Here is a 26,561-nt window from a genome sequence, read left to right on the forward strand (position 1 = left end):
GCCCTGCGGTTTGCTCCGTAGTGACAGAAAGAAGCCGGGGACGTGCGTGGCGACCGCACACCCTGCAGGAGGCTCGGAGGTACGACCCATGACGGATTATCCGTCGCTCCAGGATTACGACCCGGACAAGGCCGAGGGGCTGTTCGAGGACGCTGCCTGGGAGAAGTCGTTCGCCAGTGAGCCCAATGGCGGCAGCTGTGTCGAGGTCAACCTGGGCCGTTCCGACCTCGTCGGCGTCCGCGACACGAAGCTCGCGTCCAGTCCGGTCTTCGTGTTCGACCGGGGCGAGTGGGAGGCCTTCCTGGTCGCGGTGAAGGCCGGGCAGTTCGACCTGCCGCCCGGTGCTTGACGCTGGGTTCGCGATTTACGCAAGAGTCCGCGTGCGGGCCTTGACGTGAGTGGTTCACCAACTGTCACTCGAACGAGTGAGTTGCGCTGACCCAGGGTGGTCAGCGGGAGAGGGCTGGTGATCAACCGGCCGGGAGCACCTCATCGGTACCCCCGGCCGGAACCGGATCAAGCGGCGGCCGGAACCCCGCCGCCACGCAGCTGGCCTCGCGTGCGGCGCCAGGCGATGACCACGAGCACCACCAGGCCGATCAGCGGCAGGCTGCTGATCGCCCAGCTCAGCCCCATCGGCGGTCCCGGCTGCGCCAGCACCGGCAGGCTCTTCAGCTCACCCGTGCTCTGACCCTGGGGGCCGTTGATCGTGAAGCGGAACGCCCATGTGCCTTCCGTCGGCAGGGCGCGGATGTCCAGACCCCAGACGTCGCGCTTGCGCGGGTGGCGCGCCAGCGGCTGCGGCCGTTGGAACGCGGCGACCGACGGGTTGTGCATGGCGAGCGTGCCCGTTTTGGTGCCGATGCCGCCGTCGGGGATGAAGGTGAAGTCCAGCGACTGCATGGCCCGCAGGGGCCACGTCGAGAAGCCGACGGTGAGGCCGTAGGGCCCGGCCTGCACGCGTTCGGTGTGGACGATGTTCACCGGCTCGTACGCGTTGGCCGGCAGCGCGGTGGCGAGCAGCAGGCCGATGACCGCGCCCAGCGCCAGCAGTGTCTTACGCATGGGTCTGCACCTCCGAAGCCGGGGCGAGCAGGCGGAGCATGCCGCCGAAGCGCCAGCCCGCGAAGCCGCCCGCCGAACCCAGCACGCCGGCGGCGAGGCCGGTCGCGAGAACCGCCGTGAGGTCACCGACGTGACCGGAGTAGACCAAGCCGCGCTGCACCAGCAGGGTCGCGCCGACCAGCAGCCCGGCCAGCCCGCCCGCGAGCACGGACACGCGGCCGAGCTGCCAGCCCCGTCGTCGCGCGAGGAGCAGGTAGGCCTCGACCAATGCGGCCACCGGCAGGAGCGCCATCGGCATCAGCGCGGGCATGTCGGGCACGCCGCTCACGTAGTCGCGCACCGGCAGCCCGACGAGGTCGGCGTACGAGCGCGCGGCCCACGGCGAGAACCACCAGAAGACGGCCTGGATCACGGCCAGGATCGCCGCTGTCGCCACGGCGCCGCCCGGCCGGCGCAGGAACCCGGCGCCGGCGAAGACGAGCAGTACGGACAACAGCGTCGACCCCACCGACGTCGCCTCCACCGGGTCGAGGTCCACCTGCTGCAACCCCAGCGCCGTCACCGCGCTGAACGCGATCAGCACGGCCAGCGAGCCGAACACCCCGATCCGCCCCCAGCGGTGCTCCCGCGCGGCCGCGAAGACCATCGTGGTGCCGATGATCGACAGCGTCACCGAGAGCAGCAGCCCGATGTGCGGCGGCGAGTCGATCACGGCGTCGAAGCCGTACAGCCCGTGCCACCACTGGTCCCACAGCCCGTAGATCAGGAACAACGCGGCGCCGACGCCGGACACGAGGTAGCCCGCCGGCGCCGCGAACGTCCGGCCGAACACGCCGATCGCGCGCCCGCCGATGCGGGGGTCCACCGGCCGCCCGGCGCGTTGCGCGGCCGTGGTCAGCAGCACCACGGCCAGGCTCGCGAGCCCGACGATCGCGCTGCCCGAGTACAGGAACAGGTGCGGCAGCGTGAAGAACGTGTCCGGGCCGACGTCGTCGTGCCATTGCACGTCCCAGGTGAGCCCGACCATCGAGATCACCGACCCCGCGAGCACTGTGCACGCGGGTGCCAGCCCCGGCCTTCTCGTCGCGGTGACCACCCGGGCCCCCGACGCGGTGAGATCCATCCCCAGCCCCCTCCTTACTGGTTGACCAACACGGGAAACACGACTTGACCGGTGCCCGCCGGCCCACGCAGGGAGACCGTGATCTCCCACTGGCCCGCCATCGGCAGGCCGACGTCGGCGGCGCGGAAGTGTCCCGGCCCGTCGGCAGTCGCCGGCACGGGCGTGACGGCGTGGCCCATCTGCGGCATCACCGGCTCCACCGTCACGCCGTCGACGGCGGGACCGGTCACCGCGAACGCGAACGTGTTGCCGCCGACGCGTGGCGCGTCCGCGGACAGCTGCACGGTGTACGGGCCGGTCGTCGAGTTCAGCACGGTGGGACCGCTCGACCCGCCGCCGAACAGCAGCCAGCCCGCGATGACCGCGGCCACCACCACGACGACGCCGATCAGCACCACCGGACGTTTCGTTTTCATTGGCCCCCTCCAGGAACAGCCGGCACGTCGAGCACCACCGGCACGGTCAGCACGGACCAGTTGCGTTCGGCCTGCAGCCACAGCCGGTAGCGGCCGGGCGCGGGGAAGGTGAACGTGAAAGGCACGTCGGGCCCGTACGCGGCGACGGTCTCGTCCGGCACGCCCGTGAGGCCCGGTACGTACGGCGGCATCGCGTGCGCGTGGGCCCACGTCGGTGCGGTGGCGGCCGCGGCGCCGAGGTTGTTTGCCGAGGGCAGCGGCCCGACGACGATCAGGTGGCCCAGCATGCCCAGCCACGGCTGGAGATCGCCGGTGGGGAAGTGCGCGGTGACGGTGACGGGCGTGCGGGCTTGCACGGCCGTGGTCGTCACGTCGATCCGCACTCCGTCGACGACGCGTTTTCCCGGCCCTGCGGGGACTTCGGCGGGGTTGCCGGTGCCGCCGCTGAAGTCCACAGTGGACCTCGCCAGCTGAACGCCGCCGCCGCGTCGCTCGAGTTCCGCGGCGACCGCGTAGGTCCCGGACTCCGGCGGGGTGAAGTCGACGCGGTATTCGCCGGGTGCCACCCGCACCGGGTGCAGGTGCCACAGGCGGCCCGAAGGTGAGACGACGATGAGGTGCACCAGCGCGTCGTCGTGGATCACGAGGTCGTCGGCGGGCCGGCCGGTGGAGCCGTCGGTGAAGTGCAGGGCGATCGACTTTCCTTGCGCGCCAACGGTCAGGTTCACCGGCGGCCGCGAGTAGTCCGTGCCGGGCAGGCGTGACAGCGCGTACGGATCGGTGACGTTGTCGACGGTCGCGTCGAGCTGTGCGCCCGGCGCGGGCGGCGGGGGAGTGCCGGTGGACAGCAGCGCGCCGGTGACCGCGACGGCCAGTGCCGCGACCATCCCGCCCGTCGGCAGCAGGGCGTAGGCGGTTCTGCGTGACCGCACCGCCACGACCAAGGCGATGAGCAGAAGCGCTCCTGCCGCAACGAAACCGCCGTACGCCGCCTTCTCCCACGGCGGCACCACGCGCGCCGGGACGACGAACGGAATGGTCGCGGTCGTCGTCCCGTCGGTCAGCCGCAGTTCCCATGGCCCGGCGTGGTCGACGCCGACCGTGCCCGAGTAGAGCCCGGGTGTCGCGCCGAGCACGACGTCGCCGCGGGAGAACACGATGCCGTCGGCGGCCGCCGCCAGGCGCAGCGTCCCGGGCGCGGTGCCCGCGTGCGTGGCGATGTCGACGTGCAGGTCGCCCGGTGTCACGTCGATCCGCCGGATGATCACGGTCAGCTCGCGGGCGCCGAGCGTTTGCGCCACCTGGATGTCCGCGCCGACCGGCGCCCCGTCGGCGTGCGCGGTGCCGCCGCCGAGCGCGATCCCCAGCGCGCACAGCACCATCAGTAGCGCCGTTCTCTTTGTGGTCCCCATCACGGGAAAAGGTAGCGAGGTCACGGCAGCCGAATCGTCACGGAAGCGGGGGAAGATCCATCCCCGGTTCGGGGGATGTAGACCCTGAGGTGCCGGTCCCCTTGCACGGTGTCCTTGCAAAGCGGAACAATGCTCCGTATGGTTAACGGAGCAACGTTCCGCTTGTTTCTCGGAGGACCATCCCATGCAGTACCGCACCTTGGGTCGTACCGGCGTGCAGGTCAGCGCGCTCTCGCTCGGCGCCATGAACTTCGGCGCGATCGGCCGCACCACGCAGGACGACGCCACGACCATCGTCGACGCCGCGCTCGAAGGCGGCATCAACGTCGTCGACACGGCCGACATGTACGGCACCGGCGAGTCGGAGGTGATGGTCGGCAAGGCCATCGCCGGCCGCCGCGACGACCTCGTGCTGGCCACGAAGGCCGCCATGCCGATGGGCGACGAGCGCAACCACCGCGGCAGCTCGCGCCGCTGGCTCGTCACGGAGCTCGACAACAGCCTGCGCCGGCTCGGCGTCGACCACGTCGACCTCTACCAGATCCACCGCTGGGACCCCGCGACCAGCGACGAGGAGACGCTTTCCGCGCTCACTGACCTGCAGCGCGCCGGGAAGATCCGCTACTTCGGCTCGTCGACCTTCCCCGCGTACAAGATCGTGCAGGCGCAGTGGGCGGCGCGTGAGCACCACCTGAGCCGCTACGTGACCGAGCAGCCCAGCTACTCGATCCTGCAACGCGGCATCGAGGCCGACGTGCTGCCGATGACCGCGGAGTACAGCCTCGGCGTGCTGGCGTGGAGCCCGCTCGCGTCCGGCTGGCTGTCGGGCGCCGTCCGCGAGGGGCGCGAGATCACGACGAGCCGCTCTCAGGTTCTGCCTCAGCGTTTCGACCTGACGCTGCCCGCCAACCAGGCTCGCCTCGACGCCGTGGAGCGCCTGGCGAAGGTCGCCGCCGCCGCCGGGCTCACGCTGATCCAGCTCGCGCTCGGGTTCGTGACCGCGCACCCGGCCGTGACCAGCGCGATTATCGGCCCGCGCACGCTGGAGCACCTGCGTTCGCACCTCGCGGCCGCCGACACCGTGCTGTCCGCCGACGTGCTGGACGCGATCGACGAGATCGTCGCGCCCGGTGTGGACCTGGCTGCGCACGAGAAGTTCGACACCCCACCCGCTCTGCTCGACCCGGCCCTGCGTCGCCGCTGAAAGGAACCTCTCCATGTCACCTCGGTTCGGCATCATGACCGCCCCGATGCAGGTGGGCTACGACGACCTCGTGCGCGTCTGGCGCGAAGCCGACGCACTGCCGGAGATCGAGCACGCCTGGCTCTTCGACCACCTCCTGCCCATCGCCGGCGACCCCGACGGCCCGATTTTCGAAGGCTGGACCCTGCTTTCGGCCCTCGCCGCGCAAACTTCGCGCCTGCGCCTGGGCCTCATGGTCACCAGCAACCGCTTTCGCCCGCCCGCCGTGCTCGCCAAGATCGCCACGACCGTCGACGTGGTTTCCGCCGGCCGCTTGGACTTCGGCATCGGCGTCGGCTCACGCCCGAGCCATCCGCTGGCGAGGCGCGAATACGAAGCCCACGGCTTGCCGTTCCACGAGACCGCGCACGCGGTCCAGGCCCTCGCCGAAGCCTGCACGGTCATCCGTCGCTTGTGGACGGACGACGCGCCCTTCGACTTCGCCGGCGACACCGTCCGGCTGAAGGGTGCGTTCGGCAACCCCAAGCCCGTGCAGCGCCCCCACCCCCCGATCGTCATCGGCGGCCGCGCGGCCGCCACCCTGCGCGTGGCCGCCGCCCACGCCGACATCTGGAACATCCCGGGCGGCGACCTCGAAGACGCCGTGAGCCGCAGCGCCCTTCTCGACCGCTACTGCACCGAGCTCAGCCGTGACCCGGCGGAGATCACCCGCTCGATCCACCTGCAGGCGTCCTACGAGGACCCCGGCCACACGCGCAAAGCCATCGCCGAGGCCGTCGACGCCGGCTTCGAACACGTGGTTCTCGGGCTGCCGTCGCCGTTCCCCGAGGGCGTCGCGCACTGGGTCGTCGACGAGCTGATCAAGGTCTAGCCCAAGAACTCCCGCAGGTGCGACACCACCACCTCCGGTTGTTCCTCCGGCAGGAAGTGGCCGCAGTTGTCGAGGCCGACGCCGGTGACGTTGTCGGCGTAGTCGCGCCAGATGTCGAGGGTCGGGAGTTTGCCGAGAAGGCCGGCCTGGCCCCACATCGCGAGCAGGGGCTGGCTGAGGCGCTTGCCCGCGGCGTAGTCGGCGTCGTCGAGGGTGGCGTCGTCCGGGAAGGAGGCGCGGTAGTCGTCGAAGCCGGCGCGCAGGGCGCCCGGGGCGGAGAACGCGCGCACGTACTCGTCGACGTCCTCGGCGGGCAGGCCCTGGCGCTGGAACGTCCAGCGTTCGAAGAAGTAGCCGAGGTACGCGGCGATGTTGCTGCCCGCCAGCAGCTCCGGCAGGTCGGGCTGCAGGTGGAACAGCCAGTGCCAGTAGCCCTTCGCGACGTCGGAGTCGAGCCGCTTCCACATCTCGCGCGTCGGCGCGATGTCGAGTACGGCCAGGCGCTCGACCTGCTCGGGCCGGTCCAGCGCCCAGCGGTGCCCGACGCGGCCGCCGCGGTCGTGGCCGACGACGGCCAGCCGGTCGAAGCCGAGCTGCTCGGCGAGCTGCGCGAGGTCGGCGGCCATCGTGTGCTTGTCGTAGCCGCCACGCGGCTTGTCGGTGCGGCCGTAGCCGCGCAGGTCGGGCGCGATCACGGTGTGGGTTTCGGCGAGCGGGCCCGCGACGCGGTGCCAGCAGTGCGACGTCTGCGGCCAGCCGTGCAGCAGGAACACGGGCGGGCCGTCGCCGCCGCGCAGGTAGTGCATCCGGAGGTCGCCGACCTGGGCCATCGAAGATTCTAACCGGATCATGAGGTTAGACGCTACCGGATGTAGCTAACCGGTGGCAAGGGTTAGAATCCACCCATGGAGTGGGTCTTCGACGGCGGCCGGCCGAGTCTCGACCTCGTCAACACGCTGCGCAACCGCTACCAGGCCGAGGGGTTCGAGCAGCTGACGTCGCCCGAAGCGCTCGCCGAGTGGCTGTCGCTCGCCGGCCTCACCGAGGGCCGGGTGCCCGTCACGGAGGAAGACCTCGAAACGGCGAAATGGCTCAGGGAGGCAGTGAACCGGCTGGTCACCACCCCGCCGGCGCAGCAGGACGTCGAGCTCGTCAACAAAGCCGTCGAGGAGCCGCTGCCCAACGCGCGCCTGCAGTTGTCGGGCGGTGAACTGCACAAAGCGGCACCCATTCCCCGTAACCCGGTCGCCGCCGCCTTCGCGCTGATCGCCGCCGACGTGATCGAACTGGTGACCAGTCCGGTGGACGTCCGCGTCTGCGCGGCCGAAGACTGCGGCCTCCGCTTCGCGGACGCATCACCCCGCCGCACCCGCCAATGGTGCTCGATGTCCCGCTGCGGCAACCGCGCCAAGGCCCGAGCGCACTACGCCCGCACCCGAGCCTGAGTCAGGAGATCAGCCGGTAGGCCCACGGATGGGCGCGCAGCCACACGTTCAGCTTGCCGATCCACCGCATGTGCGCCGTCCGCAACGGCACTGGCACCAACCAGCCGACAATCCGCACCACACGGCAGAATCGCGCGAACCGCAGCTGGTCACGAGAAGTCCACTGTAGACCGAGCTGCTCCCGCAAAGCCGACGGCAACGTCGCCCGGATCAAGAAAAGCTGCCCCGCGGCCTGCGCGCTCCGCAGTCGAGGCCACCACCGATCCGGCAGCCACCGCACGGGTTTCGGCACGGTGTGGATGGTCTCGAACAACGTCGTCATCGTCTCGTTCGGCCGGAACGACGCGACCATCTCGTCGTAGTACCGCTCGAACGCGGCCCAGTCCGCCGGCAGATCCCGCTCCCGCACGCCGAGCACCCGGCCGATATCGCACATCTGCGCGTAGTACTCGTCAAGCTCGGCAAGACTCAACGGACGGCCGAAAAACCGTTGCACATCAACCGGAACCTTCACCAGCGTCGCATGCACCCACGCATACGCGCCGGGGTCGAGACCGCTGTACCGCCGCCCGTCGGCCACTCCGGTGAACGTCCGATGCAGCTCCCGCAACCGCGAAGCCTCGAACCGCGCGCCCGAAGCACCGCCGTACACGTAAATCGACAGCGAAGCCCCCGTGCGCATCAATCGCGTCCAGGGATCCGAAACATAGTCCGAGTGGTCCCGCACCCCAGCCGCGACCACGGGGTGCGCCACCTGCAGCACCAGCACCTGCCCCGCCAGCAGGAGGTCGCGGAAGTCGCCGAAGTACCGCCACGCAGCGGTGCCCGGCACGACCGGCGGCCCCACGTCAGGCCCCGCGCAGCAGCATCATCAGCGGCTCGGCGGCCGCCACGTCGGTGCCCGTCGACAGCCGGCGCAGCTGCAACCCGGCGATGAGCGCGACGACGGGACCCGCCACCCGCGCGGGATCAGCCACGCCGAGCGCACGCAGGATCGTCGTGGCCAGATCGTCGTACGCGGCGAAGCAGCGCGCGGACGCTTCGCGCAGCCCGGGATCGCGCGCGGCCTGGAGGTAGAGCTCGTGGGGCGCGAGGTCGTCGGTGCCGAACGGCAGCTGCTCGATCACGTGCTCCACCACGGCCGCGGCCTGCTCGAGGCTGAGGCCGTCGGCTCGGTGGGCGTCGGCGATCGCGGCGAGCTTCGCCGTCTCCTCCTCGGCGAACAGCAGCATCGCCTCGCGCAGGAGCGCCGTCTGGCTGGGGAAGTGGTAGGTCAGTGTGCCGAGCGAGACGCCCGCGGCGGCCACGATGCGCCGGTTGGTGAGCCCGCCGACGCCTTGTTCGCCGACGACCTCGAGCGTCGCCCGCAGGATCGCGTCGCGGGTGTTCACCACACCCTTGCGGGCCGGCGCAGGTGCCACCGTTGGACCTCTTCCAGTTGCGCGGCAACGGAGATCAGCCGCTCCTCGGCGTGCGACGGGCCCAGCAGCTGGGCGCCGAGGGGGAGCCCGTCCGCCGTCTGTCCGGCCGGGACGTTGATTCCCGGCCAGCCCAGCACGTTCCACGGCCAAGCGTAGGGGCACGCGGCGATCATCGTCTGGTCGGTGCGCCAGCCGGTGAGGCCGTCGAACGCGCCGGTCTTCGGCGGCGGCGTCGCGGTGGTCGGGGTGAGCAGCACGTCGACGCGTCCGAACACCGAGCCGATGCGGCGCTGCAGCGCGGGTTCGAGCGCGCGGGCGAGTTTCAACGCGCCGGCGAGCACGGTGCCCTGCTGCGCGTTGCCGCGGGTGCGCGGGTCGAGCTTGGCCTTCTCGGGGACGCGAGCGGCCCAGTCGCGCACGCCGGTGAGCGAGCGAGGCAGGAAGGTGAGCCCGATGAGCCCGTAGTCCGGATCGATCTCGACGATTTCGTGGCCCATGTTCGCGAGCGCCTCCGCGGTGTTGCGCACGGCCGCTTCGACCATCGGGTCGAGGGTGGTTTTCGTTGCGGTGAAGGGAATCCTCGTCGACAGCCCGATGCGCAGCCGGCCGGGTTCGCGGCGGGCCGCACTGCGGAAGGTGCTGTCGGAGCCCGTGGTGACGTCGAGCAGGGTCGCCGCGTCGGCCACGGTCCGGGCGAGCGGCCCGAGCACGGTGAGGCCGTGGAACAGCTCCCCGCCCAGCGGCACGCGTCCGCGCTGCGTCTTGATGCCGACGAGCCCCGTCCACGCTGCCGGGATGCGCACCGACCCGGCGCCGTCCGAGCCCAGCGCGGCCGCGACCACGCGGCCGGCCACCGCGGCCGCCGAGCCGCCGGAGGACCCGCCGGGCGTGTGGTCGGGGTGCCACGGGTTGCGCGTGACCCCGAACGCCGGCCCTTCCGTGAACGGCCATTGCCCCAGCTCAGGCGTGTTCGTCTTGCCGATGATCACCGCGCCGGCCCGCTTGAGCAGCCCTACGGCCGGCGCGTCCTGCGTCGCGGCGGGGAAGTCGCCCGCGCAGCCGAACGCCGTCGGCAGGCCCGCGAGGTCCACGTCGTCCTTGATCGCGACGGGCACGCCCAGCAACGGCGTTCGGTCACCTCGCGCCCGGCGTCGATCGGCTTCTTCGGCCTCAACGAGGGCTTCCTCGTCCCGGATCCGGCGGAAGGCGTTCAGTACAGGTTGGCTCGCGTGCGCCTCTGCCAGGGCCGCGGCCGTGAGCGCCACGGACGTCGTTTCGCCTGCTTCAAGCGCCGCCACCTGCTCGGAGACGGTCGTGAACGCGACTGCGCTGATCTCAGAAGCCCTGACGGTCATCGGGCCACCCCCGGGGTTCTCGTTCGTTCGAACGAACGTTACCACCGGACTGTGATTCCGGCTCCCTGGTTCGACAGCCGCCCTGCCCGAGGCTGACGATTGTGTCCGAATCCCGGCACCAGCCCGCCCCAGCACCACGGAGGATCGATGACGTTCGACTTCGACCGGTTTCCCGTTTTCGACGCGTTCCCGCGGGCGGGGCTCGGCAGCGGACCGACGCCGCTGCTGGCAGCGCCGCGGCTGGGCGAGGCGCTCGGGCTGCCGCGGCTGCTGCTCAAGCGCGACGACGTGCACCCGCTCGGCGTCGGGGGCAACAAGCTGCGCAAACTCGACTTCCACCTCGGCGCGGCGCTCGCGGCCGGCGCCGACACGGTGATCACCTTCGGCGCCCTGCAGACCAACCACGGACGCCAGACCGCGGCCGCGTGTGCGCGGCTCGGGCTGCGCTGCGAGCTCGTGCTCACGGCGAAGGTGCCGCGCGAGGGCGAGGCCTACGAGCACTCCGGCAACATCCCGCTCGACCTGCTCTTCGGCGCTCGCGTGCACATCTGCGCCACGGCCGAAGAAGCTGACCGCACGTACGAAGAGCTGCTCGCGTCGGCCGACTACGAGGGCCGCAAGGTCTTCACCGTCCCCGTCGGCGGGTCCGACGCGCTCGGCACGCTCGGCTACGTCGCCGCGTCCCACGAGCTCGCGCAGCAGCTCTCGGCGCTCGGCATCGACAGCGCGCGCATCGTCGCGCCCCACGCGAGTGGCGGCACGTCCGCCGGCCTCTCGCTCGGCACGGCGCTGCTCGGCAACCTCGGCGCCGATTTCGCGTGCGTGAGCCACCCGCTCGACGAGGCCACCGACAACCTCACGCACCTCGTCACGTCGGCCGCGCAGCTGCTCGGCGTCGACACCCCGTCGCTCGACCACGTGCGCATGAGCGACTCCACCCTGGGCGAGGGCTACGGCATTCCGGCGCCGTCGACGTGGGGCGCGCTGCGGCTGTTCGGCCGCACCGAAGGCGTGGTGCTGGACCCGGTCTACTCCGGCAAGGCCGCCGCCGCGCTCGTCGAATGGGCCGCCGACGGCCGGTTCGACCCGGAGGAGACCGTGGTGTTCGTGCACACCGGCGGCCTGCCCGGGCTTTACGGCTACGCGCCGGAATTCGTCGCCGCGATGCAGGAGTGAGTCAGTCCCGCGCGGTGGCCGGTTGCAGCTCGGCCGCCGCGCGGGTGGCGTCGACCCGCACCGCCACGCGGATCAAGCCCAGCAGCAGCACGACGTCGGCGACGAGCATCAACCGTTGCGTGGCCCCGGCCGGCAGCAGCTCGGTGACGGTGTGGACCGGCAGCCCGGCCTCGTCGAGGCGCGCGAACAGGAAACTCACGCCGAACACCACCAAAACGGCCACTCCGAACCGCAGCCACCGCGCCACGAGCGCGCGTTCGGCCGTGCCGCGCAACGGTTCCAGCAACGTCAGCGCCGCGGCCGGCAGGCTCGCGAATGCCACCACACACGAGTACAGGTGGATCTCGCCGCTCGCCAGGTCCGGGTGCGGCGGGTAGCTCGCCGGAAACACCGCGGCCGTTGCCAAACCCAAGGCCCACAACGAAATCAGCACCCGCGTGGTCCGCGGCAGCGGCACGCCACCGGCGGCCAGGCAACCGAGCACGGCCAGCGAACCGACGGCGAGCGCCAGCACGCTCGCGCTCAGCAGGCCGGGGTCGGTGGTGGTGTAGCTGGACAACGTGTCGTGGATCGGGTCGCGCGAGCTGATCACGTGCATCAGGGTGATCGTGAACAGCCCCCACCCGATCGCCACCAGCGCGCCCGTCCGCCAGATCCGCAACCCCCGTGAAATCCCCATGGCCACCAGCGTCGCGGGGTTGGCGCGATCCGTGATCCGGGATCACCCTGAATTCGACCCCTATTCGACCGCGCTGGTGAACTCCGCGAGCACCAGCGCCTGGTCGTCGTGGCGCTTCGCGCGCGGCCAGCGTGAACCGTCGGGATCCTGCGTTTCCGCAGTTCGCACGACATCCAGCACCGCGTTCGGGCCGCTCGCGCGAGCCAGCCGCAGGACGTCGGGCCAGCCGAAGAGGCCGTAGTCGTCGACCCCGGTGGACACGCCGTCGGTGGCGAGCAGCACGGCGTCGACCTCAGGGCGGGGCCACGAGCGCCGCACGGCCCTCGACGCCGCCGCGGGATCGGCTTCGGCGACCCAGAAGCCGCCCTCGGCGTTGCGGCGGCGGCGGACGTCGGCGCCGGTCTGGAGCAGGCCGCCGTCGCGCAGGGAGACCAGCCGGTCGTCGGCCACGACGTCCACCCCGAACTGTCCGAACGCGACAACCGGACTGTCCGCGAGCACAAGGGATTCGACCTCGGCCGCGTCCCAGCGCAGGATCGACACGGTGCTCGACGGCGAGTGCCCGGGCTCCAGCCCGTGCTCCGCCGCGACGCCGGCGATGGACGACGCCAGCGCGACGGCGAGGTCCTCCTTGGGACTTTCTCTCAGCTCGTCCGCCAGCCGGCGCACCAGCAGGTCCGCGTACCAGCCGCCGGGCGGCAGGTCCGGGCTCGGTGACGTGGCGCCGTCCAGCAGCAGCACGGCGTTGTCCAGCACCACGACGTGGTCTTCGCTCGCGCGAGGCAGGCCGTCCGCGCCTACTCCCGCGCGCTCCGCGATCGCGATCTCGGGCATCACTCGATGCTAACCCGAGTGCGCTGTCAACTTGAGTTGACAGAAGCGAGGATGTCAACCTAGATTGACACTATGACGGAAGCAACAGACCTGGCCGCGAGGGCGGGCGACCGTGATCCCCGAGTGGGGCTTCGCGCGGTCGCGGCGCTTCGTCGGCTCCTTGAACAACTCGAAGCCGTGCAGGTGCGCAGCGCCCGCGTGCACGGCTGGTCCTGGCAGGAGATCGCCGCCGAGCTGGGGGTCAGCCGGCAGGCCGTCCACAAGAAGTACGGGAGGCACTGATGTTCGAACGGTTCACGCTCGACGCGCGGCTGGCCGTGGTCGAGGCCCAGATCGTGGCGCGCGAAGCCGGCGCGCGGCAGATCGAGCTCACCGACGTGCTGGCCGGGCTCGCGCGCACCGAGAACGGCGCCGGCCTGCGGCTGCTGGAGGAGCTCGGCGTTTCGCGGGAGGACGTGCTCGCCGAGCTCGACCGTATCCGCCGGCGCGGCGGGATCAGCGACGCCGACGTGGCCGCGCTCACCGAGTTCGGCATCGACGTGGAGCAGATCGTCGAGCGCGTCGAGGAGACCCACGGCCCGGGCGCGCTCGCCGGTGGTGGCAGACGCGCCAAACGCGGCCACATCCCGTTCGCCGCCGACGCGAAGCGCACGATGGAGCTCAGCCTGCGCGAAGCCGTGAAGCTGGGGGACAAGCACCTGGGCCAGGAGCACCTGCTGCTCGCGTTGGTGCAGCAGAAGGGCCCGGTGCCCGATCTGCTGGCCGCGCACGGCGTCGACTACGTGTCGGTGCGGCGCGTGGTCGCGCAACGGGAGGCGGGCTAGTGCTGCTGCTCTTCGCGGCGCCCGGTCCGCCATGTGACCAGCGGCAACAGGGCCTGCGTGAGCGGTCCGATCGTGAGCGCGTAGAGCACGGTCCCCACGCCGAAGGTGCCGCCGAGCAGCCAGCCGACGGCGAGCACGGTCACCTCGATCCCGGTGCGCACCAGCCGCACCGACCAGCCGGTGCGCGCGGTGAGGCCGGTCATCAGCCCGTCGCGCGGCCCGGGGCCGAGCCGGGTCCCGACGTAGACGGCGGTGGCCACGGCGTTGAGCACCACGCCGCCGACCAGCAGCAGGATTTGGAGGGCGAGCGCGTGCTGGTCGGGCAACACCGCGCGTACGGCGTCGACGGTCACGGAGATCACCACGACGTTGGCCACGGTGCCGATGCCGGGCCGCTGGCGTAGCGGGATCCACAGCAGCAGCACGAACACCGACGCGATGGCCGTGACCGTGCCGAAGCTCAGGCCGGTGAGCTTGGTGATGCCTTCGTGGAGTACGTCCCACGGGTCGAGGCCGAGGTGGGCGCGGGTGAGCATGGCCATGCTGGCGCCGTAGAGCGCGAGCCCGGCCAGGAGCTGGGCACCACGGCGGACGGGTGCCCGGCGGACGCTGAGGGGACTGAGGTCGACAACTGCCACTTCTCCACTATCGGCCACAAGTGGACTGGTAATCCATGGCCAATGTCGGATAATTGGTCTTATGACCTCGCATCTTCCGCTGGGTAGCCGCGTATCTGGCACTCGATTGGCTGTGTTGCTCGGGGAGTGGCGTCGTCGCGGCTCTCGCCAGGGCGCGGCGGATCTGGCCGCGGCCGTCGAGCTGCAGGTGCTCGACGGCCAGCTCCCCATCGGCACCCGGCTGCCCGCGGAACGTGAGCTCGCCGACGCCCTCGGCGTCAGCCGCACGCTCATCGGCGCGGCGCTGGACCGGCTGCGTTCCACGGGTGTCGTCGCCAGCCGTCGTGGAGCCGGTTCGTGGATCTCCGGTGCCGGCCACCGTTCGGCCGCGCCGGCCCAGCACGAACGCGATGGCCTGATCGACCTCGCGCGCGCCGCGCCACCCGCGTTGCCCGGCCTGATCAACGCCGTCGACGCCGCGCGGCGCGACCTCGTGGAGCACCTGAGCGGCAACGGCTACCTCACCGGCGGCCTGCCGCTGCTGCGCGAGCGGATCGCCGAGCGCTACACCGCGCGTGGGCTGCCGACGTCTCCCGACCAGGTGATGCTGACGGCCGGCGCGTACTCGGCTTTCGTGCTGTGCCTGCGCATGCTGGCCGGCCCCGGCGACCGCGTGCTGGTGGAGCAGCCGACGTACCCCAACGCGATCGACGCCGTGCGCGCCGCCCACGCGTTGCCCGTGCCGGTGGCGCTCGACCCCGTGCGCGGCTGGGACCTCACCGGCATCGAGGCGGCGCTGCGCCAGGCGTCGCCGCGGTTCGGCTACCTCGTGGTCGACTTCCAGAACCCCACGGGCCTGCGCCTCGACGCCGCCGGCCGCGAACGCCTCGGCGGCCTCCTCGCGCGCTCGCGCACGCCCGTGGTGGTCGACGAATCGTTGGTGGAGCTGGATTACGAGGGTGATCCGCTCGACGCGCCGCCGCCGCTGGCCGCGTTCGCGGGGGACTTGGCCTTGACGGTCGGTTCGGCCGCGAAGTCGCAGTGGGGCGGGCTGCGGCTGGGCTGGATCCGCGCGTCGGCCGAACTGCTCGACCGGTTGCTGTCGTCGCGCTTCGCCGTGGACCTGGGGGCGCCGGTGTTCGAACAGCTGGTGCTGGCTTCGCTGTTGGAGCCGGAGGGGTACGCGGCGTTGGCCCAGCGTCGCGTGGATTTCCGGCTGCAGCGCGATTCCCTGATCGACGCCGTGCACGCCTACTGTCCTGAGTGGACGTTCGAGGTTCCGGCCGGCGGCCTGTCGCTGTGGTGCCGCCTGCCGGAACCGATGAGCACGCGCCTCGCCGTCTCGGCGGCGAACCACGGCGTGCAGCTGGCGCCCGCCTCGCGCTTCGGCGTGCACGGCGGCCTCGAACGCTGGCTGCGCCTGCCGTTCGGCCTGCCGCCCGACCAGCTGCTCGAGGCCGTGCGGCGGCTGAGCCTGGCCGTCGAGTCGGTGCGCGGCTACGCGGACGTGCCCGCGGCGAACGTGCCGGTGACCTGAGGTTCGGATCCGGGCGTCTCGACCGGGCCCGCGCAGCCGGATTTTGTTGCTGCGGCGCCGTTTCCCCCGGAACAGGGCCGTAAACGATAAACAGCCGGTGCACCGGATGTTCCAACCACTCCAGGGATGGTGGTGGTCGCATCCGGCGCACCGGCTGTTCGTCACCCGCTCCGTTCAGAGCGGGCGCCGCGGCGGCTTCCCGGCACAGCCCCTCGACGTGCCGGGAAGCGCCGACGGCTCAGGCGGGCTTCGGTTGGCGCAGGTTCCCGCTCGGCGCGGTGAGCGGGAACCTCCGGAGCACGCCCGTTGTGGGTCCCGGCGCCGCGGGGGCAGCGCGGCGCCGGGACCAGGACCCGATCCGGCCGGGCGCGGTCGGCCGGTCGGGAAGGCTGGGCGTACGCATGGATCGCCCCTTGTCGAATGATTGGTGCGAAAGGGTGAGCCAGGCGCAGCGAACGGGCGCGCGCTCCAAGAAGTTGATCTTGGTTTGGACGTGGCTCTCCCCGGTGGACCGGGTGCCGGTCAGTCCGGGGAGGTGGTGGGCAGGGCTGCGTCCCTGCCCGCGCCGTCGACCTCGTGGTCGCGGCTGACGCCGATCAGCTTGAGCTGCGTGGTGGTCACGCTGTCCCCGACGACGGCGAACGGCTGCCGCGCGCCGCCCGAGCCGTCGTGGCCCGGGTTGACGGTGGTGGTCGGCGCGACGGGCGCGCTGGGCGCCGCGGGCAGGCCACCGCCGCCCCCACTACCGCCGCCACCTGTGACGCCGACGTGGGAGTTCTCGTTGTTCGCGTGCTGCGCGCCGGTGCTGCGCTGCTGCACGGGAATCAGGTGCACGACACTCGGGTAGTGCACCAGTGCGGCCGCCTTGGGCACGGTCATCGGCGCCGGCTGAGGCACGACCACCGGAACCACGGCACTCACCACTTCACCGGGCTGGACCGTCAGCTCGGGCACGGTCGCCGTGACCCCGCCACTCACCGTCCCGCCCGAGAACACCGGCCCGAGCACATCCCCGATCGGGATCAACGGCGGCGCGTCATCCGCACCCGGCACCGTCGTGACCGTCGGCAACACGGTGTCCCCGACGTCGCCCACGGTTCCGGCCACGCCGGTGATCGAGTGCACCGTGTTGTCGACCAGCCCGAGCACGCCGCCGAGCAACCCGCCCTGCGACGGCGTGGCACGCAGCAGCGCCTCGGTGTCGGTGCTGGTGGTGTCGGTGGTGCTGGGAGCCGTGGCGGGGTCGGTCGCCGTGGTGTCGGTGGTGGTCTGGTCGGTCGCGCTGTGGTGGGTCCCGTCGCAGTCGCCGGTCTCGTGTTGCTTCGCTCCGCCTGACTCGCCGGGTACGACCTGAGCGGAGCCGGCGTTGGCGCCGCCCTGGCTCGCGCCGGTCGTGGCAGCGGAGTCGGTGCTGCCGCCGGAACTGGCGGGCGTCTCGGCCTGGTCCGACTCGCTCGTGCCGGACGTGCTCGGCGCGCCGGAAGTGGTCGTGTCCGAGGCGCTCGTGTCAGGAGTGCTCTCGTCGGAAGCGCTCGTGCCGGAAGTGTTCGGCGTGGCGGCGGCCGAGTCGGTGCTGTCGCTGGAAGTTCCGGTCGCCGAACCCTTGCTGCCACCGGAAGTTCCCGTGGCACGCGAGTCCGCAGTGGACCCAGTCGAAACGCCGTGCCAAGGATGTCCGCGCGGTTCTCGACGGTGCTCCCGAGCCTCGCCGTGCCAGGTATGCCCCGGCGCGGTCGCCACGGTGTTCCCCGGCGCGCCCAGGCCGTGCGGCTGTTCCGCTGCCTCCGCGCCGGCCCCGGCGACCAACGCGCCGAGCAGCCACCCGGCCAACGTCAACCCGCCTGCCAGCGCGATCCGCGCGGCCGGCCTCGCCAACGGGGCCGCCCACGGCCGCGGCCTGCGCACCGAAGCGAGGTCGCTCGAACCCGACCCCATCGCGGGAGCGCTGGCGGGCGGAAGTACAGAAGCCACCACGGCAGGAGCCGGTCCGGGATCAGCGCTGTTCAGGAGTGGTGTGTCGGTGCGTGCGGCAGCTGTGTCGCTCACGCCACCACCACCGTCCGCGCCTGAAGCTCATGCGGCTACCGCACGAGACTGATCCAACTGGGGTTCTTCTCCGGCCAGGTCGCAGTTCCCCTGGGGCTGCACTCTTTCTAGCACCGGTCGCGAGTGTTTCATCTTCCCTGCGTTCGATCCACCCCGTAAGGCGGAACGGACTTACCGGCTCCGGTGTCCGATCAGCCGAAGTTGATCACTCAGCGTGCGCCCGATGGGACCCTCTGCGGCCATCCGGGCGGACCCCCGCATGGCCGTTGACCTGATGTTTCACCCCAAAACCATACTCTCGGTATCGCATCACTAACGCACCGTCGATGAATCTGGAGCGTAACCGCCTTGCAACTCGTTATTCGGTAACCGCAGTGGTCAGACGAGTTGGCGCAGCCGCCCGACGGCCTCGTCGATGACTTCGTTCCGCTTGCAGAACGCGAAACGCAGCAGGTGTTTCCACTCGTCCGGGTGATCTGTGAACACCTTCACGGGCACGGCCGCGACGCCGACGCGTTCGGGCAGCGCCCACGCCAGCTCGGCGGCGTCGGTGAAACCGAGCGGGCGGACGTCGGCCGTCAAGAAGTACGTGCCGCTGCTGGGGCGAACGGCGAAACCCGCGTCCGCGAGTCCCGCCGACAGCCGGTCGCGCTTGTCCTGCAGGCTCGTCCGCAGCTCTTCGACCCACGGCAGCTCGTGGTCCAGCGCGTACGCCACCGCCGGCTGCAGCGGCCCGCCCGAGACGAACGTGATGAACTGCTTCGCCGCCTTCACCGCGGCCACGAGCTCGGGCGTCGAGCAGACCCAGCCGATCTTCCAGCCGGTGCAGTTGAACGTCTTGCCGGCGCTGGAGATCGACACCGTCCGCTCGCGCATGCCGGGCAGGGTGGCGAGCGGGATGTGGGACGCGTCGTCGAACACGAGGTGCTCGTAGACCTCGTCGGTCACCGCGATGAGGTCGTGCTCCACGCACAGCGCCGCCACGGCCTCCAGCTGCGCGCGAGAGAACACGGTGCCGGTCGGGTTGTGCGGCGAGTTCAGCAGCACCGCGCGGGTGCGCGGCGTGATGGCGTCGCGCAGGGCGTCGAGGTCGAGCTCGAGGCGTCCGTCGGCCGTCTCGACCAGGCCGATCACGCGCCGCTGGGCGCCGGCCATCGCGACGGCCGCGGCGTAGGAGTCGTAGTACGGCTCGACCACGATCACCTCGTCGCCGGCCTCGGTCAACGCGATGAGCGCGGCCGTGATGGCCTCGGTCGCACCCGTCGTGACCAGGACTTCCGTGTCCGGGTCGTACTCGGTGCCGTAGCGCAGCCGATGTCGCGCGATGGCGGCGCGCAGCTCGGGGCGGCCCGGGCCCGGCGGGTACTGGTTGTCGCCGCCGAACAGGGAGTTCTTCGCCGCTTCGAGCATGCCGGCGGGCCCGTCGGTGTCGGGAAAACCCTGGCCGAGGTTCACGGCGCCGTGCTTCACGGCGAGCGCCGTCATCTCGGCGAAGATCGTCGCGGTGAAGGGGCGGAGGCGGGGGACGAGAGCTGGTTCACGCACGAAAACGCATCCTCACGGACAATGGCGTCGTGGAGCAACTCACCCCAGCCAAGGTCACGCCCGCAGACCCGCCCGGTGGCGCCGCCGGTGACGCGGAAAAACGGCGCGGCTTGCGGAGGATGAAGCAGGTCGCGCTGTCCTTCCTCCTCGGCGCCACGGTCGTCTTCCTGCTCACGAGCTGGGCGGAGTCGGCCGGCTGGCCCGCGTGGGTCGGCTATGTGAAGGCGGCCGCCGAGGCCGGCATGGTCGGTGCGCTCGCCGACTGGTTCGCCGTCACCGCGCTGTTCCGCCACCCGCTGGGCCTGCGGATCCCGCACACGGCGATCATCCCGAACAAGAAAGACCAGCTCGGCGACAGCCTGGGCGACTTCGTCGGCTCGAACTTCCTCTCCGAGGACGTGATCCGCGACAAGCTCAAGCGCGTCGAGATCTCGCGCCGCCTCGGCGGGTGGCTTTCGCAGCCGGACAACGCCGAGCGTGTGACGTCGGAGCTGGCCACGGTCGTGCGCGGCGCCGTCACGGTCCTGCGCGACGAGGACGTGCAGGCGATCATGGAACAGGCTGTGGTCAAGCGCATCGTCGACCGGCCGTGGGGTCCGCCGCTGGGCAAGATCCTCGCGGGTGTGTTCGAGGACGGCGCGCACCACAAGCTCGTGGACCTGATGTGCGACCGGGCCTACGAGTGGGTGCGCGACAACCACCAGGCGATGCTGCGGGTCGTCTCCGACCGCGCGCCGAGTTGGTCGCCGAAGTTCGTCGACGAGATGCTGGCGGACAAGGTCTACGGCGAGGTGCTGTCGTTCGCGTGGGCCGTGAAGACGGACGTGAACCACCCGATGCGCCTGGCGCTGGACAAGTTCCTCGGCGAGTTCGCGCAGGACCTGCAGAACGACCCGAAGACCATGGAGCGCGCCGAGCAGATCAAGGGCCAGATCGTGCACCACGACGAGGTGCAGAAGCTGATCGGCAACGCGTGGGCCACGGCGAAGGAGATGCTGCTCAACGCGGCCGAGGACCCGTCGAGCGAGCTGCGCCGGCGCGTGCGCGCGGGCCTGCAGTCGCTCGGCGAGCGGCTGATCACGGACGACTCGCTGGCGTCGAAGGTCGACAGCTGGGTCGAGGGCGCTGCGGCGTATCTGGTGAAGAACTACTCCAAGGAGATCACCACGATCATCACCGATACCGTCGAGCGCTGGGACGCCGAGGAGACGTCGCGGAAGATCGAGCTGCAGGTGGGTCGCGACCTCCAGTTCATCCGCATCAACGGCACGGTGGTGGGCGCGTTGGCCGGTCTGGTGATCTACACGGTGGCGCAGCTGCTGTTCTGATTTGGGCTTTTCGTAGTTTTCGCCGGTTCTGGGTGCCGGAGCGTGGCCGCTCATGCGCAGCTGGTGCGTATACCACACCCAGGGGACCTTCAAACCAGTTGTCCACAGGAAGCTGAGTTATCCCCCGGGTTATCCACAACTTTTCACGGATCTGGCCTAACGCCCATCCACAAGTTGTGGGGATCCGGTGCGCCTGCACGTGCATATCTGGTGGCTGTGCATTAGTTGTCCACAGGCTCTCAGTTGTGCACACCCGTCGCGCGGGCGCGCCAGGTCCGGGCCTTCTCGCGGTTGCCGCAGACGCGCATGGAGCACCACGTGCGCGAGCGGTTGCGGGACTCGTCGTAGAAGGCTTCGAGGCAGTCGTCGGCCGGGCAGATCTTGAGTCGGACCCAGTCTCCGCGGATGGAGAGCCGCGTGGCCGCGACCAGCACCGCGGACACTGCGGTTGTCCCGAGGAGCTGCGGGCCTTGGTTGTTCAGCGAGAAGGTCAGCGGGACTTCGAGCTGTTCCACGGGGAGTCGCGGATCTCCGACGGCGGCGCGCAGCCCGTCGCGGATGGCGCGGGCTTCGTCCGCGTTGCTCGGGGAGACGCCGCGTTCGGCTGACCAGCGTTGCCACAGCCCGGGGTCGTCCAGCAGGTCCTCGCCGCGCTCGATGTCGACGGTGTTGAGGAAGTCCACCACCAGGGTCGCGTCGGTGTGCACGCAACCAGTGTACGAGCGAGGGTGGTTGCTTCGTCGGCTGGTAACTCCCATACTCCGTATACTGGTTACTGGAGGGAGTCACGATCATGGGTGCTGTTCCGACGTTCGGCTCGACCGTCTTCGACTGCCCGGACCCCGCCGCGCTCGCCGGCTTCTACCGCGCGGTGCTCGACTGGCCCGAGCCCGCGGTGCACGCGGACGGCTCCTGGGCCCGGCTCGTCAACCCGACCGGCGGTGCGCGCTTGGAGTTCCAGCAGGTGGCGGACTACCGCGCGCCCGAGTGGCCCTCGGCTTCGTTGCCCCAGCAGGCCCACCTCGACCTGGACGTCGACGACCTGGAGGCCGCGCACACCCGCGTGCTCTCCCTGGGCGCCAAGCTGCTCGACGACTCGCCCTCGACCTTCCGCGTCTACGCCGATCCGGTGGGTCATCCGTTCTGCCTGTGCGCCTGCTGACGCGCCGGGCGGAATCTGCGTAGTCTCGGATGCGTGATTTGTCCGAAGTGTCAGAACCGGATGCGGACCGTCGACAAGAACGGCATCCACATCGAACAGTGCGAGGCGTGCCGGGGGATCTTCTTGGACCACGGTGAGCTGGAGCAGATCGCCGGAGCCGAGAGCTCGTACTACGGCGGGGCGCAGCCACCGCCGCGCTACGGGCGGGCGGACTCGCCGCGCCCGTACCGGGGTGGGCACGGGGACTCGCCGAAGCCCTATCGCGGTGGTGGGTATTCGGATTCGCCTAGGCCTTATGGGGGCGGTGGGGGTTACTCGGACTCGCCGCGGCCCTACGGCGGGCATCGCGGCTACGCGGACTCACCTCGGCCCCATGGAGGGCACCGCAAACGCGGCTTCCTCGAGAACCTGTTCGACTGAGTTGCGTTCCGTCGATCCGGTTCCCGGCGCGGGCTCGGTGTCCGCTCTTGATCCAGCGCCCGCCCTCGACCTGCGGATTTGTCCCGCGTGCGGCGATCGTGCCGACCGCCCGCGGGTCGAGGGCGCGGTGCTGGGGTGTGTCCTCTGTGGACATCGGTGGCCGTTCCGGCGGCTGCCGCTGTTCGCGCTCACCGGCCCGAGCGGCGCGGGCAAGTCCACTGTCGGCCCGGCGCTGGCCGCGCGGCTGGCCGGGGATGCGGTGGTGCTGGAACAGGACGTCCTGTGGACGGGCGCCCTCCGCGACGACATCCCGGGCTTCCGCGCGGCCTGGCTCCGCATGGCGGCGATGCTGCACCAGAACGGCCGGCCGGTCGTCCTGTGCGGCACCGTCGCCCCGCAGGAAATCGAGCCCCTGCCGGAACGCGCCTTCTTCTCCGACGTGCACTACCTCGCCCTCGTCGCCGATGACGAGGCTCTCCGCAAACGCTTGCGAGCCCGCCCCGCGTGGCGTGAATGGGACGAGCCGCGCATCGACGAGATGCTCGAGTTCAACCAGTGGATCCGCACTCAGGTCCCGCACCTCGATACCACCGCCACCCCGCTCGATGACGTGGTCACCCAGGCGGAGAAGTGGGTTAGGTCGAACCTGACTGGCTGACCGGCAAGTGGGGATGGGCTGGGTCGAACCCAGCAACCGTCCACAGCCCCCGCCGGTTGGGTCGGACCTACTGACTTGTCCACAAGTACAGCGAGCATCCGTCGGGTCCGGCCTAACTCAACTCCCACTGAAGCCCATCCGGCTCATCCAGCCAGAACTCCTGCCGTGAGCCATCCACAGTCAGGCCGAAGCGGTCGCGCTCCGGGCGGCCCAGGGAGTTCCACAGGACGAGGGCGCGCTCGGCGAGGTCCCACAAGCCGCGGGGGCCGCCTTGGGCGGTTTCGAGCGTGTCGCCGTGGTTGCGGAAGCGGGCCCACGAGCCGTCGGGGTGGGTGAGGGCGAAGGGGCCTGCATGGGGGTCCCCCGAGGAAATCGCGTCGGTCGAGCCGTCGGGGAGTTCGCGGACCGGGTGGACGCCCGGGAGTTCCAAGGAGGCGAAGAACTCGAACTTCAAGTGAGGCTTCAGCAGCAAATCAATCGGCAGCTGCGTCGGCCGCCAATCCGCAGAAGCGGGCGAAGGTAGAGCCGCCGGAGCCGGAAGGCGGTGGGCGCGCAGGGGCATGAAGCGACCGTCGCGGGCCAGGACCCGCCCGTGGCCCGTCGCGCCTGAGCCGGCGACCAGCCGGACCAGCCCCGCGCCCAACGGCCGGTTCAACGTCGTCACCACGAGGCCGCCCGGCACCGTCTGCTCAAGCCAGGCCGGCGGCACCGAAGAAACCGAGGCTGTACACAACACCCGGTCGAACAGGACCCCGGCCGGAAACCCGAGCGCCCCGTCGCCAACCTCGCACGACGGCGCATACCCCGCCTCCTGCAGATGCCCACGCGCAGCCGAAACCAGCCCCGCGTCGACGTCCACAGTGGACACTGAACCCGACCCGCAACGATGGCTCAGCAGCGCCGCGTTGTACCCCGTCCCGGTCCCGATCTCCAGCACCCGCTGCCGGTCCTCCACGCGCAGCTCCTCGAGCATGATCGCCATGATCGCGGGCATGCTCGAAGAACTTGTCGGTACTCCGTCGATCGGCCCCTCGCGTCGAGCCTTGTCCCACAGGGACGAATCGTCGTCGAGCTGCGTCACCAGCACGTCGGGGGAGTAGACCCGCTCCAGCCACCCCGGATCGTCGCGGTCGACAGCCGCCCAGCCCTCGTCGACGCGCGTGAAGAACTGCGGCAGGAACACGTGGCGCGGCACGCCGCGAAAGGCCTCGACCCACTTCGGGTCGTGCAGCACGTCCTCGTCGACCAGGTGCTTGACCAGCCTGCGGCGCAACCGCTGAGTCGCCATGGGGACCACCGTAGCCGGGTGAGCGGAACCACACCTGAAAGTGCAAGCAGGGTGCTTGCAATAGCTAGCACGTCCGCGTACGGTCGGAAGTGTCGCGAGGAGGTGACCGGATGACAGAACCCGGCGGGACCCAAAACCCGATCGAGAAGGTCGCGGACATCGCCTCCGACATCGGCGAGTACATCCGCCAGCAGCGGAGTTCGGCGAAGATTTCGTTGCGGCAGTTGTCGAAGCTCGCCGGCGTGTCCAATCCGTACCTGAGCCAGATCGAGCGCGGGGTCCGCAAACCCAGCGCGGAGATCCTGCAGCAGATCGCCAAAGGTCTGCGGATTTCGGCCGAAGCGCTTTACGTGCAAGCAGGAATTCTCGACTTGCCCACGGGAGGCCCGGTCGGCGACGCGATTCGCGCCGACACCGTGCTGACCGAGCGGCAGAAGCAGGTTCTGCTCGACGTCTACGAGTCCTTCCGGCGGGAGAACGCCGCCGGCACGCCCGCTGAGCCACCGACGACCACCAAGACCACCCACGACACCACAGAGGAGTCGGCATGACCACGCCCAAGACCGAGGACGTCCGCAAGGCCGTCAGCACCGCCATCGACCAGGTCCGCACCCCGCTGCTCGCCGCGCTCGGCGCCGGCAACCTCGCGAGCCAGGCCGTGACCGACGCCGTCGCGAAGGCCCGCAAGAGCGGCGAGAACGCCCGCAAGAACCTCGAAGAGCTGCCCACCGACGTCGAGAGCCTGCGCGGCAAGCTCGACCCGGCCGAGCTGCGCAAGGTCATCGACGAGTACACCGAGGCCGCGCTCAAGCTCTACAACAAGCTGGCCGAGTCCGGCGAGCAGACCTGGGACAAGATCTCCGCGCAGCCGCAGGTGAAGAAGGCCCTCGACCAGCTCGAGGACGCCCTGACCACCGCGCAGGAGCGCGTGGACGGCCTGGCCGGCGAGACCCGCGAGCGCGTCGACGGCGTGCTCGCCAAGGTCACCAAGCGCACCCGCTCCGTCGGCGAGAAGACCGCCCGCAAGGTGACCGAGGTCGCCGACGAGACCGCCGAAGCCGTCGAGGACCTCGGCGACGACCTCGCCCACGAGACCCGCTCGGTCGCGCGCAAGACCGCCAACCGCACGGCGCCGAAGACCGCTTCGCCCGCCCGCCGCACCACCACGACGGTCGCGAAGAAGCCGGCCGCCGCGCCGAAGACCGAGAAGTAAGCCCGAGAACGACACCAGCCCGCTCCCCGGCGCGCCGCACCGACAGGTCGGCCGCCGGGGAGCGGGCTTCTCTTGGTTGGGGTGGCAAGAGCGGCAACGTGGGAGCCGCATCCACGCGCCGGCTGGCGAGATCGGTCACAAGGAGGCCCGCTCCCGATGGCCGGCAAGGAGGGACGGCCGCCTTTTGGGACACGCGCCACAACCCTGCCCGTTCGCTGGCAGCCGCTCGTGATGGCGGACAAACGGGGAGAGGCCGCTTTCCAGCCGCGGTACGACCCGCGCAACCGCTCGCGATGGTCGAGAAGCAGATGCGGATTCCCCCGTGCTGTGCGGCGCAACCCCGCCTTTTCGGCGGGCAGGTGTGCGTCCCGCTGTAAGGCCGGCAACGGTGAGACCGCGTTTCCCGCGCGACTGCCCGCCCCGGTTCAAAAGCCGGCCCGAAGAGCCCGTTCCCCGCCCGCCACACCGCCGCATCGGCACACCCGAACCACAGGGCCGAACGCAAGACCCCCACCAGGACAGAGAACTAGGTCACACCCACCCCACACCGCGGCGCTTGTGAAGTGCCGGGCCACCGGCGCGTTGGGTGGTTTGCCGTAAGCTGGCGTCCGTGCTGGTTGCCGCTTGGATACTTCAGGTCATCCACTGGGGCAGCGCCTTGGTCGGGCTTTTCGCCTTCGTTCACGCGCTGCTGCAGCGGTCCGACGCGTACCAGGCGGCCGACCGCAAGACCAAGCCGATCTGGTTGCTGATCACCGGCGGCGCCACGCTCGCGATGGTTCTGTTCGGCAACGACGTCAGCGGTGTCGGGTTCATCTTCTGGGTGCCCGCGATGGCCGCCGCGCTCGTGTACCTGGTGGACGTCCGTCCGAGGCTCATCGAGGTGCAGCGGGGCAAGCGCAACTGGTAGCCGCGTAGATTC

Annotated in this window: 30 protein-coding genes; 15 read left to right on the forward strand and 15 right to left on the reverse strand. The window is 70.7% G+C overall.

The window, feature by feature from the left end; all coding sequences use genetic code 11:
- The first annotated feature begins 88 nt into the window (after positions 1 to 88).
- A complete protein-coding gene (locus tag K1T34_RS20715; RefSeq protein ID WP_220245878.1) occupies positions 89 to 349 on the forward strand; it encodes a DUF397 domain-containing protein in 261 nt (86 codons plus the stop codon).
- Positions 350 to 516: 167 nt separating this feature from the next.
- Here the strand turns inward: K1T34_RS20715 and K1T34_RS20720 are convergent, their stop codons facing one another.
- The 4 genes from K1T34_RS20720 to K1T34_RS20735 are packed head-to-tail and all read right to left on the reverse strand — an operon-like array spanning position 517 to position 4,016.
- A complete protein-coding gene (locus K1T34_RS20720; protein WP_220245879.1) occupies positions 517 to 1,065 on the reverse strand; it encodes a hypothetical protein in 549 nt (182 codons plus the stop codon).
- The gene (locus tag K1T34_RS20725; RefSeq protein ID WP_220245880.1) at positions 1,058 to 2,188 is read right to left on the reverse strand and encodes a hypothetical protein; all 1,131 of its coding nucleotides are present in this window, start codon (positions 2,186 to 2,188) and stop codon (positions 1,058 to 1,060) included. Before K1T34_RS20725 ends, K1T34_RS20720 begins: the two co-directional genes overlap by 8 nt.
- A 14-nt stretch (positions 2,189 to 2,202) precedes the next feature.
- On the reverse strand, positions 2,203 to 2,604 hold the full coding sequence (locus K1T34_RS20730; protein ID WP_220245881.1) for a FixH family protein: 402 nt from the start codon (positions 2,602 to 2,604) through the stop codon (positions 2,203 to 2,205).
- Positions 2,601 to 4,016: a hypothetical protein gene (locus K1T34_RS20735; protein WP_220245882.1), complete on the reverse strand. Its 1,416-nt coding sequence runs from the start codon at positions 4,014 to 4,016 to the stop codon at positions 2,601 to 2,603. The genes K1T34_RS20730 and K1T34_RS20735 overlap by 4 nt, the downstream gene beginning before the upstream one ends.
- 184 nt (positions 4,017 to 4,200) lie before the next feature.
- Here K1T34_RS20735 and K1T34_RS20740 point away from each other — a divergent pair, with 184 nt between their 5' ends.
- Positions 4,201 to 5,220, forward strand: a complete 1,020-nt coding sequence (locus K1T34_RS20740) for an aldo/keto reductase (protein WP_220245883.1) — start codon at positions 4,201 to 4,203, stop codon at positions 5,218 to 5,220.
- Positions 5,221 to 5,233: 13 nt separating this feature from the next.
- On the forward strand, positions 5,234 to 6,091 hold the full coding sequence (locus K1T34_RS20745; protein WP_220245884.1) for an LLM class flavin-dependent oxidoreductase: 858 nt from the start codon (positions 5,234 to 5,236) through the stop codon (positions 6,089 to 6,091).
- On the opposite strand, the gene K1T34_RS20750 is transcribed toward K1T34_RS20745, so the two are convergent.
- The gene (locus K1T34_RS20750) at positions 6,088 to 6,942 is read right to left on the reverse strand and encodes an alpha/beta fold hydrolase (protein WP_220245885.1); all 855 of its coding nucleotides are present in this window, start codon (positions 6,940 to 6,942) and stop codon (positions 6,088 to 6,090) included. The two genes, K1T34_RS20745 and K1T34_RS20750, sit on opposite strands and share 4 nt — an antisense overlap.
- A 54-nt stretch (positions 6,943 to 6,996) precedes the next feature.
- Here K1T34_RS20750 and K1T34_RS20755 point away from each other — a divergent pair, with 54 nt between their 5' ends.
- Positions 6,997 to 7,536, forward strand: a complete 540-nt coding sequence (locus K1T34_RS20755; protein WP_220245886.1) for an ABATE domain-containing protein — start codon at positions 6,997 to 6,999, stop codon at positions 7,534 to 7,536.
- Position 7,537: 1 nt separating this feature from the next.
- On the opposite strand, the gene K1T34_RS20760 is transcribed toward K1T34_RS20755, so the two are convergent.
- From K1T34_RS20760 to K1T34_RS20770, 3 genes are read right to left on the reverse strand one after another with little or no spacing between them, the layout of a single operon-like run.
- Complete coding sequence (locus K1T34_RS20760; RefSeq protein ID WP_220245887.1) at positions 7,538 to 8,383, reverse strand: oxygenase MpaB family protein; 846 nt, start codon at positions 8,381 to 8,383, stop codon at positions 7,538 to 7,540.
- Between the two features lies 1 nt (position 8,384).
- Positions 8,385 to 8,927, reverse strand: coding sequence for a TetR/AcrR family transcriptional regulator (locus K1T34_RS20765; protein ID WP_370643831.1), 543 nt, complete (start codon positions 8,925 to 8,927; stop codon positions 8,385 to 8,387).
- A complete protein-coding gene (locus K1T34_RS20770; RefSeq protein ID WP_220245889.1) occupies positions 8,924 to 10,312 on the reverse strand; it encodes an amidase in 1,389 nt (462 codons plus the stop codon). Before K1T34_RS20770 ends, K1T34_RS20765 begins: the two co-directional genes overlap by 4 nt.
- Positions 10,313 to 10,459: 147 nt before the next feature.
- Here K1T34_RS20770 and K1T34_RS20775 point away from each other — a divergent pair, with 147 nt between their 5' ends.
- Positions 10,460 to 11,488 carry a D-cysteine desulfhydrase family protein gene (locus K1T34_RS20775; protein ID WP_220245890.1) on the forward strand — a complete coding sequence of 343 codons (1,029 nt, stop codon included), beginning with the start codon at positions 10,460 to 10,462 and terminating at the stop codon, positions 11,486 to 11,488.
- 1 nt (position 11,489) lies between these two features.
- On the opposite strand, the gene K1T34_RS20780 is transcribed toward K1T34_RS20775, so the two are convergent.
- Together K1T34_RS20780 and K1T34_RS20785 are read right to left on the reverse strand one after the other, a co-directional pair.
- Positions 11,490 to 12,167, reverse strand: coding sequence for a DUF998 domain-containing protein (locus tag K1T34_RS20780; protein ID WP_220245891.1), 678 nt, complete (start codon positions 12,165 to 12,167; stop codon positions 11,490 to 11,492).
- A gap of 60 nt (positions 12,168 to 12,227) precedes the next feature.
- Positions 12,228 to 13,001 (reverse strand): protein phosphatase 2C domain-containing protein, encoded by a 774-nt coding sequence (locus K1T34_RS20785; RefSeq protein ID WP_220245892.1) that lies wholly within the window; start codon positions 12,999 to 13,001, stop codon positions 12,228 to 12,230.
- Positions 13,002 to 13,073: 72 nt separating this feature from the next.
- On the opposite strand from K1T34_RS20785, the gene K1T34_RS20790 reads away from it, so the two are divergent.
- Both K1T34_RS20790 and K1T34_RS20795 read left to right on the forward strand, forming a co-directional pair.
- Complete coding sequence (locus K1T34_RS20790; RefSeq protein ID WP_004559389.1) at positions 13,074 to 13,283, forward strand: sigma factor-like helix-turn-helix DNA-binding protein; 210 nt, start codon at positions 13,074 to 13,076, stop codon at positions 13,281 to 13,283.
- Positions 13,283 to 13,825 (forward strand): Clp protease N-terminal domain-containing protein, encoded by a 543-nt coding sequence (locus K1T34_RS20795; protein WP_220245893.1) that lies wholly within the window; start codon positions 13,283 to 13,285, stop codon positions 13,823 to 13,825. Before K1T34_RS20790 ends, K1T34_RS20795 begins: the two co-directional genes overlap by 1 nt.
- Here the strand turns inward: K1T34_RS20795 and K1T34_RS20800 are convergent.
- Positions 13,822 to 14,463: a YitT family protein gene (locus K1T34_RS20800; RefSeq protein ID WP_220245894.1), complete on the reverse strand. Its 642-nt coding sequence runs from the start codon at positions 14,461 to 14,463 to the stop codon at positions 13,822 to 13,824. The two genes, K1T34_RS20795 and K1T34_RS20800, sit on opposite strands and share 4 nt — an antisense overlap.
- A gap of 106 nt (positions 14,464 to 14,569) precedes the next feature.
- On the opposite strand from K1T34_RS20800, the gene K1T34_RS20805 reads away from it, so the two are divergent.
- On the forward strand, positions 14,570 to 15,979 hold the full coding sequence (locus K1T34_RS20805) for a PLP-dependent aminotransferase family protein (protein WP_370643753.1): 1,410 nt from the start codon (positions 14,570 to 14,572) through the stop codon (positions 15,977 to 15,979).
- 522 nt (positions 15,980 to 16,501) lie between these two features.
- On the opposite strand, the gene K1T34_RS20810 is transcribed toward K1T34_RS20805, so the two are convergent.
- The gene (locus K1T34_RS20810; protein ID WP_220245896.1) at positions 16,502 to 17,914 is read right to left on the reverse strand and encodes a hypothetical protein; all 1,413 of its coding nucleotides are present in this window, start codon (positions 17,912 to 17,914) and stop codon (positions 16,502 to 16,504) included.
- Between the two features lie 489 nt (positions 17,915 to 18,403).
- The gene (locus K1T34_RS20815) at positions 18,404 to 19,570 is read right to left on the reverse strand and encodes a pyridoxal phosphate-dependent aminotransferase (RefSeq protein WP_220245897.1); all 1,167 of its coding nucleotides are present in this window, start codon (positions 19,568 to 19,570) and stop codon (positions 18,404 to 18,406) included.
- A 29-nt stretch (positions 19,571 to 19,599) separates the two neighbouring features.
- Between K1T34_RS20815 and K1T34_RS20820 the strand changes: the two genes are divergently transcribed.
- On the forward strand, positions 19,600 to 20,898 hold the full coding sequence (locus K1T34_RS20820) for a DUF445 domain-containing protein (RefSeq protein ID WP_220245898.1): 1,299 nt from the start codon (positions 19,600 to 19,602) through the stop codon (positions 20,896 to 20,898).
- 239 nt (positions 20,899 to 21,137) lie between these two features.
- Here K1T34_RS20820 and K1T34_RS20825 read toward each other — a convergent pair whose 3' ends face one another.
- On the reverse strand, positions 21,138 to 21,605 hold the full coding sequence (locus tag K1T34_RS20825) for a CGNR zinc finger domain-containing protein (RefSeq protein WP_220245899.1): 468 nt from the start codon (positions 21,603 to 21,605) through the stop codon (positions 21,138 to 21,140).
- Positions 21,606 to 21,691: 86 nt separating this feature from the next.
- Here K1T34_RS20825 and K1T34_RS20830 point away from each other — a divergent pair, with 86 nt between their 5' ends.
- Genes K1T34_RS20830 through K1T34_RS20840 form a run of 3 tightly spaced genes read left to right on the forward strand, consistent with a single transcriptional unit; the run spans position 21,692 to position 23,138 of the window.
- Positions 21,692 to 22,060, forward strand: a complete 369-nt coding sequence (locus tag K1T34_RS20830) for a VOC family protein (protein WP_220245900.1) — start codon at positions 21,692 to 21,694, stop codon at positions 22,058 to 22,060.
- A gap of 33 nt (positions 22,061 to 22,093) precedes the next feature.
- Positions 22,094 to 22,480 (forward strand): zf-TFIIB domain-containing protein, encoded by a 387-nt coding sequence (locus tag K1T34_RS20835; RefSeq protein WP_220245901.1) that lies wholly within the window; start codon positions 22,094 to 22,096, stop codon positions 22,478 to 22,480.
- Entirely contained in the window at positions 22,434 to 23,138 is a 705-nt protein-coding gene (locus tag K1T34_RS20840) for an AAA family ATPase (protein WP_255638617.1), read from the forward strand. The genes K1T34_RS20835 and K1T34_RS20840 overlap by 47 nt, the downstream gene beginning before the upstream one ends.
- A gap of 112 nt (positions 23,139 to 23,250) precedes the next feature.
- On the opposite strand, the gene K1T34_RS20845 is transcribed toward K1T34_RS20840, so the two are convergent.
- The gene (locus tag K1T34_RS20845; RefSeq protein WP_220245902.1) at positions 23,251 to 24,426 is read right to left on the reverse strand and encodes a methyltransferase domain-containing protein; all 1,176 of its coding nucleotides are present in this window, start codon (positions 24,424 to 24,426) and stop codon (positions 23,251 to 23,253) included.
- A gap of 110 nt (positions 24,427 to 24,536) precedes the next feature.
- Here K1T34_RS20845 and K1T34_RS20850 point away from each other — a divergent pair, with 110 nt between their 5' ends.
- The 3 genes from K1T34_RS20850 (at position 24,537) to K1T34_RS20860 (ending at position 26,549) form a co-directional block, all read left to right on the forward strand.
- Complete coding sequence (locus K1T34_RS20850) at positions 24,537 to 24,977, forward strand: helix-turn-helix domain-containing protein (protein WP_220245903.1); 441 nt, start codon at positions 24,537 to 24,539, stop codon at positions 24,975 to 24,977.
- Positions 24,974 to 25,639, forward strand: coding sequence for a hypothetical protein (locus tag K1T34_RS20855; RefSeq protein WP_220245904.1), 666 nt, complete (start codon positions 24,974 to 24,976; stop codon positions 25,637 to 25,639). The genes K1T34_RS20850 and K1T34_RS20855 overlap by 4 nt, the downstream gene beginning before the upstream one ends.
- 610 nt (positions 25,640 to 26,249) lie before the next feature.
- On the forward strand, positions 26,250 to 26,549 hold the full coding sequence (locus K1T34_RS20860; protein WP_220245905.1) for a DUF2516 family protein: 300 nt from the start codon (positions 26,250 to 26,252) through the stop codon (positions 26,547 to 26,549).
- Positions 26,550 to 26,561 lie beyond the last annotated feature (12 nt).

Origin of the sequence: Amycolatopsis sp. DSM 110486 (assembly GCF_019468465.1) — a bacterium.
Classification (GTDB): domain Bacteria; phylum Actinomycetota; class Actinomycetes; order Mycobacteriales; family Pseudonocardiaceae; genus Amycolatopsis.

Excerpts from the sequence above, each read along its gene's own strand:
- K1T34_RS20725 (WP_220245880.1), bottom strand. The coding sequence starts at position 2,188 with ATGGATCTCACCGCGTCGGGGGCCCGGGTGGTCACCGCGACGAGAAGG.
- K1T34_RS20830 (WP_220245900.1), top strand. The coding sequence starts at position 21,692 with ATGGGTGCTGTTCCGACGTTCGGCTCGACCGTCTTCGACTGCCCGGAC.
- K1T34_RS20845 (WP_220245902.1), bottom strand. The coding sequence starts at position 24,426 with ATGGCGACTCAGCGGTTGCGCCGCAGGCTGGTCAAGCACCTGGTCGAC.
- K1T34_RS20740 (WP_220245883.1), top strand. The coding sequence starts at position 4,201 with ATGCAGTACCGCACCTTGGGTCGTACCGGCGTGCAGGTCAGCGCGCTC.
- K1T34_RS20750 (WP_220245885.1), bottom strand. The coding sequence starts at position 6,942 with ATGATCCGGTTAGAATCTTCGATGGCCCAGGTCGGCGACCTCCGGATG.
- K1T34_RS20775 (WP_220245890.1), top strand. The coding sequence starts at position 10,460 with ATGACGTTCGACTTCGACCGGTTTCCCGTTTTCGACGCGTTCCCGCGG.
- K1T34_RS20850 (WP_220245903.1), top strand. The coding sequence starts at position 24,537 with ATGACAGAACCCGGCGGGACCCAAAACCCGATCGAGAAGGTCGCGGAC.
- K1T34_RS20790 (WP_004559389.1), top strand. The coding sequence starts at position 13,074 with ATGACGGAAGCAACAGACCTGGCCGCGAGGGCGGGCGACCGTGATCCC.
- K1T34_RS20795 (WP_220245893.1), top strand. The coding sequence starts at position 13,283 with ATGTTCGAACGGTTCACGCTCGACGCGCGGCTGGCCGTGGTCGAGGCC.
- K1T34_RS20840 (WP_255638617.1), top strand. The coding sequence starts at position 22,434 with ATGGAGGGCACCGCAAACGCGGCTTCCTCGAGAACCTGTTCGACTGAG.
- K1T34_RS20755 (WP_220245886.1), top strand. The coding sequence starts at position 6,997 with ATGGAGTGGGTCTTCGACGGCGGCCGGCCGAGTCTCGACCTCGTCAAC.
- K1T34_RS20735 (WP_220245882.1), bottom strand. The coding sequence starts at position 4,016 with ATGGGGACCACAAAGAGAACGGCGCTACTGATGGTGCTGTGCGCGCTG.
- K1T34_RS20730 (WP_220245881.1), bottom strand. The coding sequence starts at position 2,604 with ATGAAAACGAAACGTCCGGTGGTGCTGATCGGCGTCGTCGTGGTGGTG.
- K1T34_RS20855 (WP_220245904.1), top strand. The coding sequence starts at position 24,974 with ATGACCACGCCCAAGACCGAGGACGTCCGCAAGGCCGTCAGCACCGCC.
- K1T34_RS20715 (WP_220245878.1), top strand. The coding sequence starts at position 89 with ATGACGGATTATCCGTCGCTCCAGGATTACGACCCGGACAAGGCCGAG.
- K1T34_RS20720 (WP_220245879.1), bottom strand. The coding sequence starts at position 1,065 with ATGCGTAAGACACTGCTGGCGCTGGGCGCGGTCATCGGCCTGCTGCTC.
- K1T34_RS20770 (WP_220245889.1), bottom strand. The coding sequence starts at position 10,312 with ATGACCGTCAGGGCTTCTGAGATCAGCGCAGTCGCGTTCACGACCGTC.
- K1T34_RS20745 (WP_220245884.1), top strand. The coding sequence starts at position 5,234 with ATGTCACCTCGGTTCGGCATCATGACCGCCCCGATGCAGGTGGGCTAC.
- K1T34_RS20810 (WP_220245896.1), bottom strand. The coding sequence starts at position 17,914 with ATGGGGTCGGGTTCGAGCGACCTCGCTTCGGTGCGCAGGCCGCGGCCG.
- K1T34_RS20785 (WP_220245892.1), bottom strand. The coding sequence starts at position 13,001 with ATGCCCGAGATCGCGATCGCGGAGCGCGCGGGAGTAGGCGCGGACGGC.
- K1T34_RS20780 (WP_220245891.1), bottom strand. The coding sequence starts at position 12,167 with ATGGGGATTTCACGGGGGTTGCGGATCTGGCGGACGGGCGCGCTGGTG.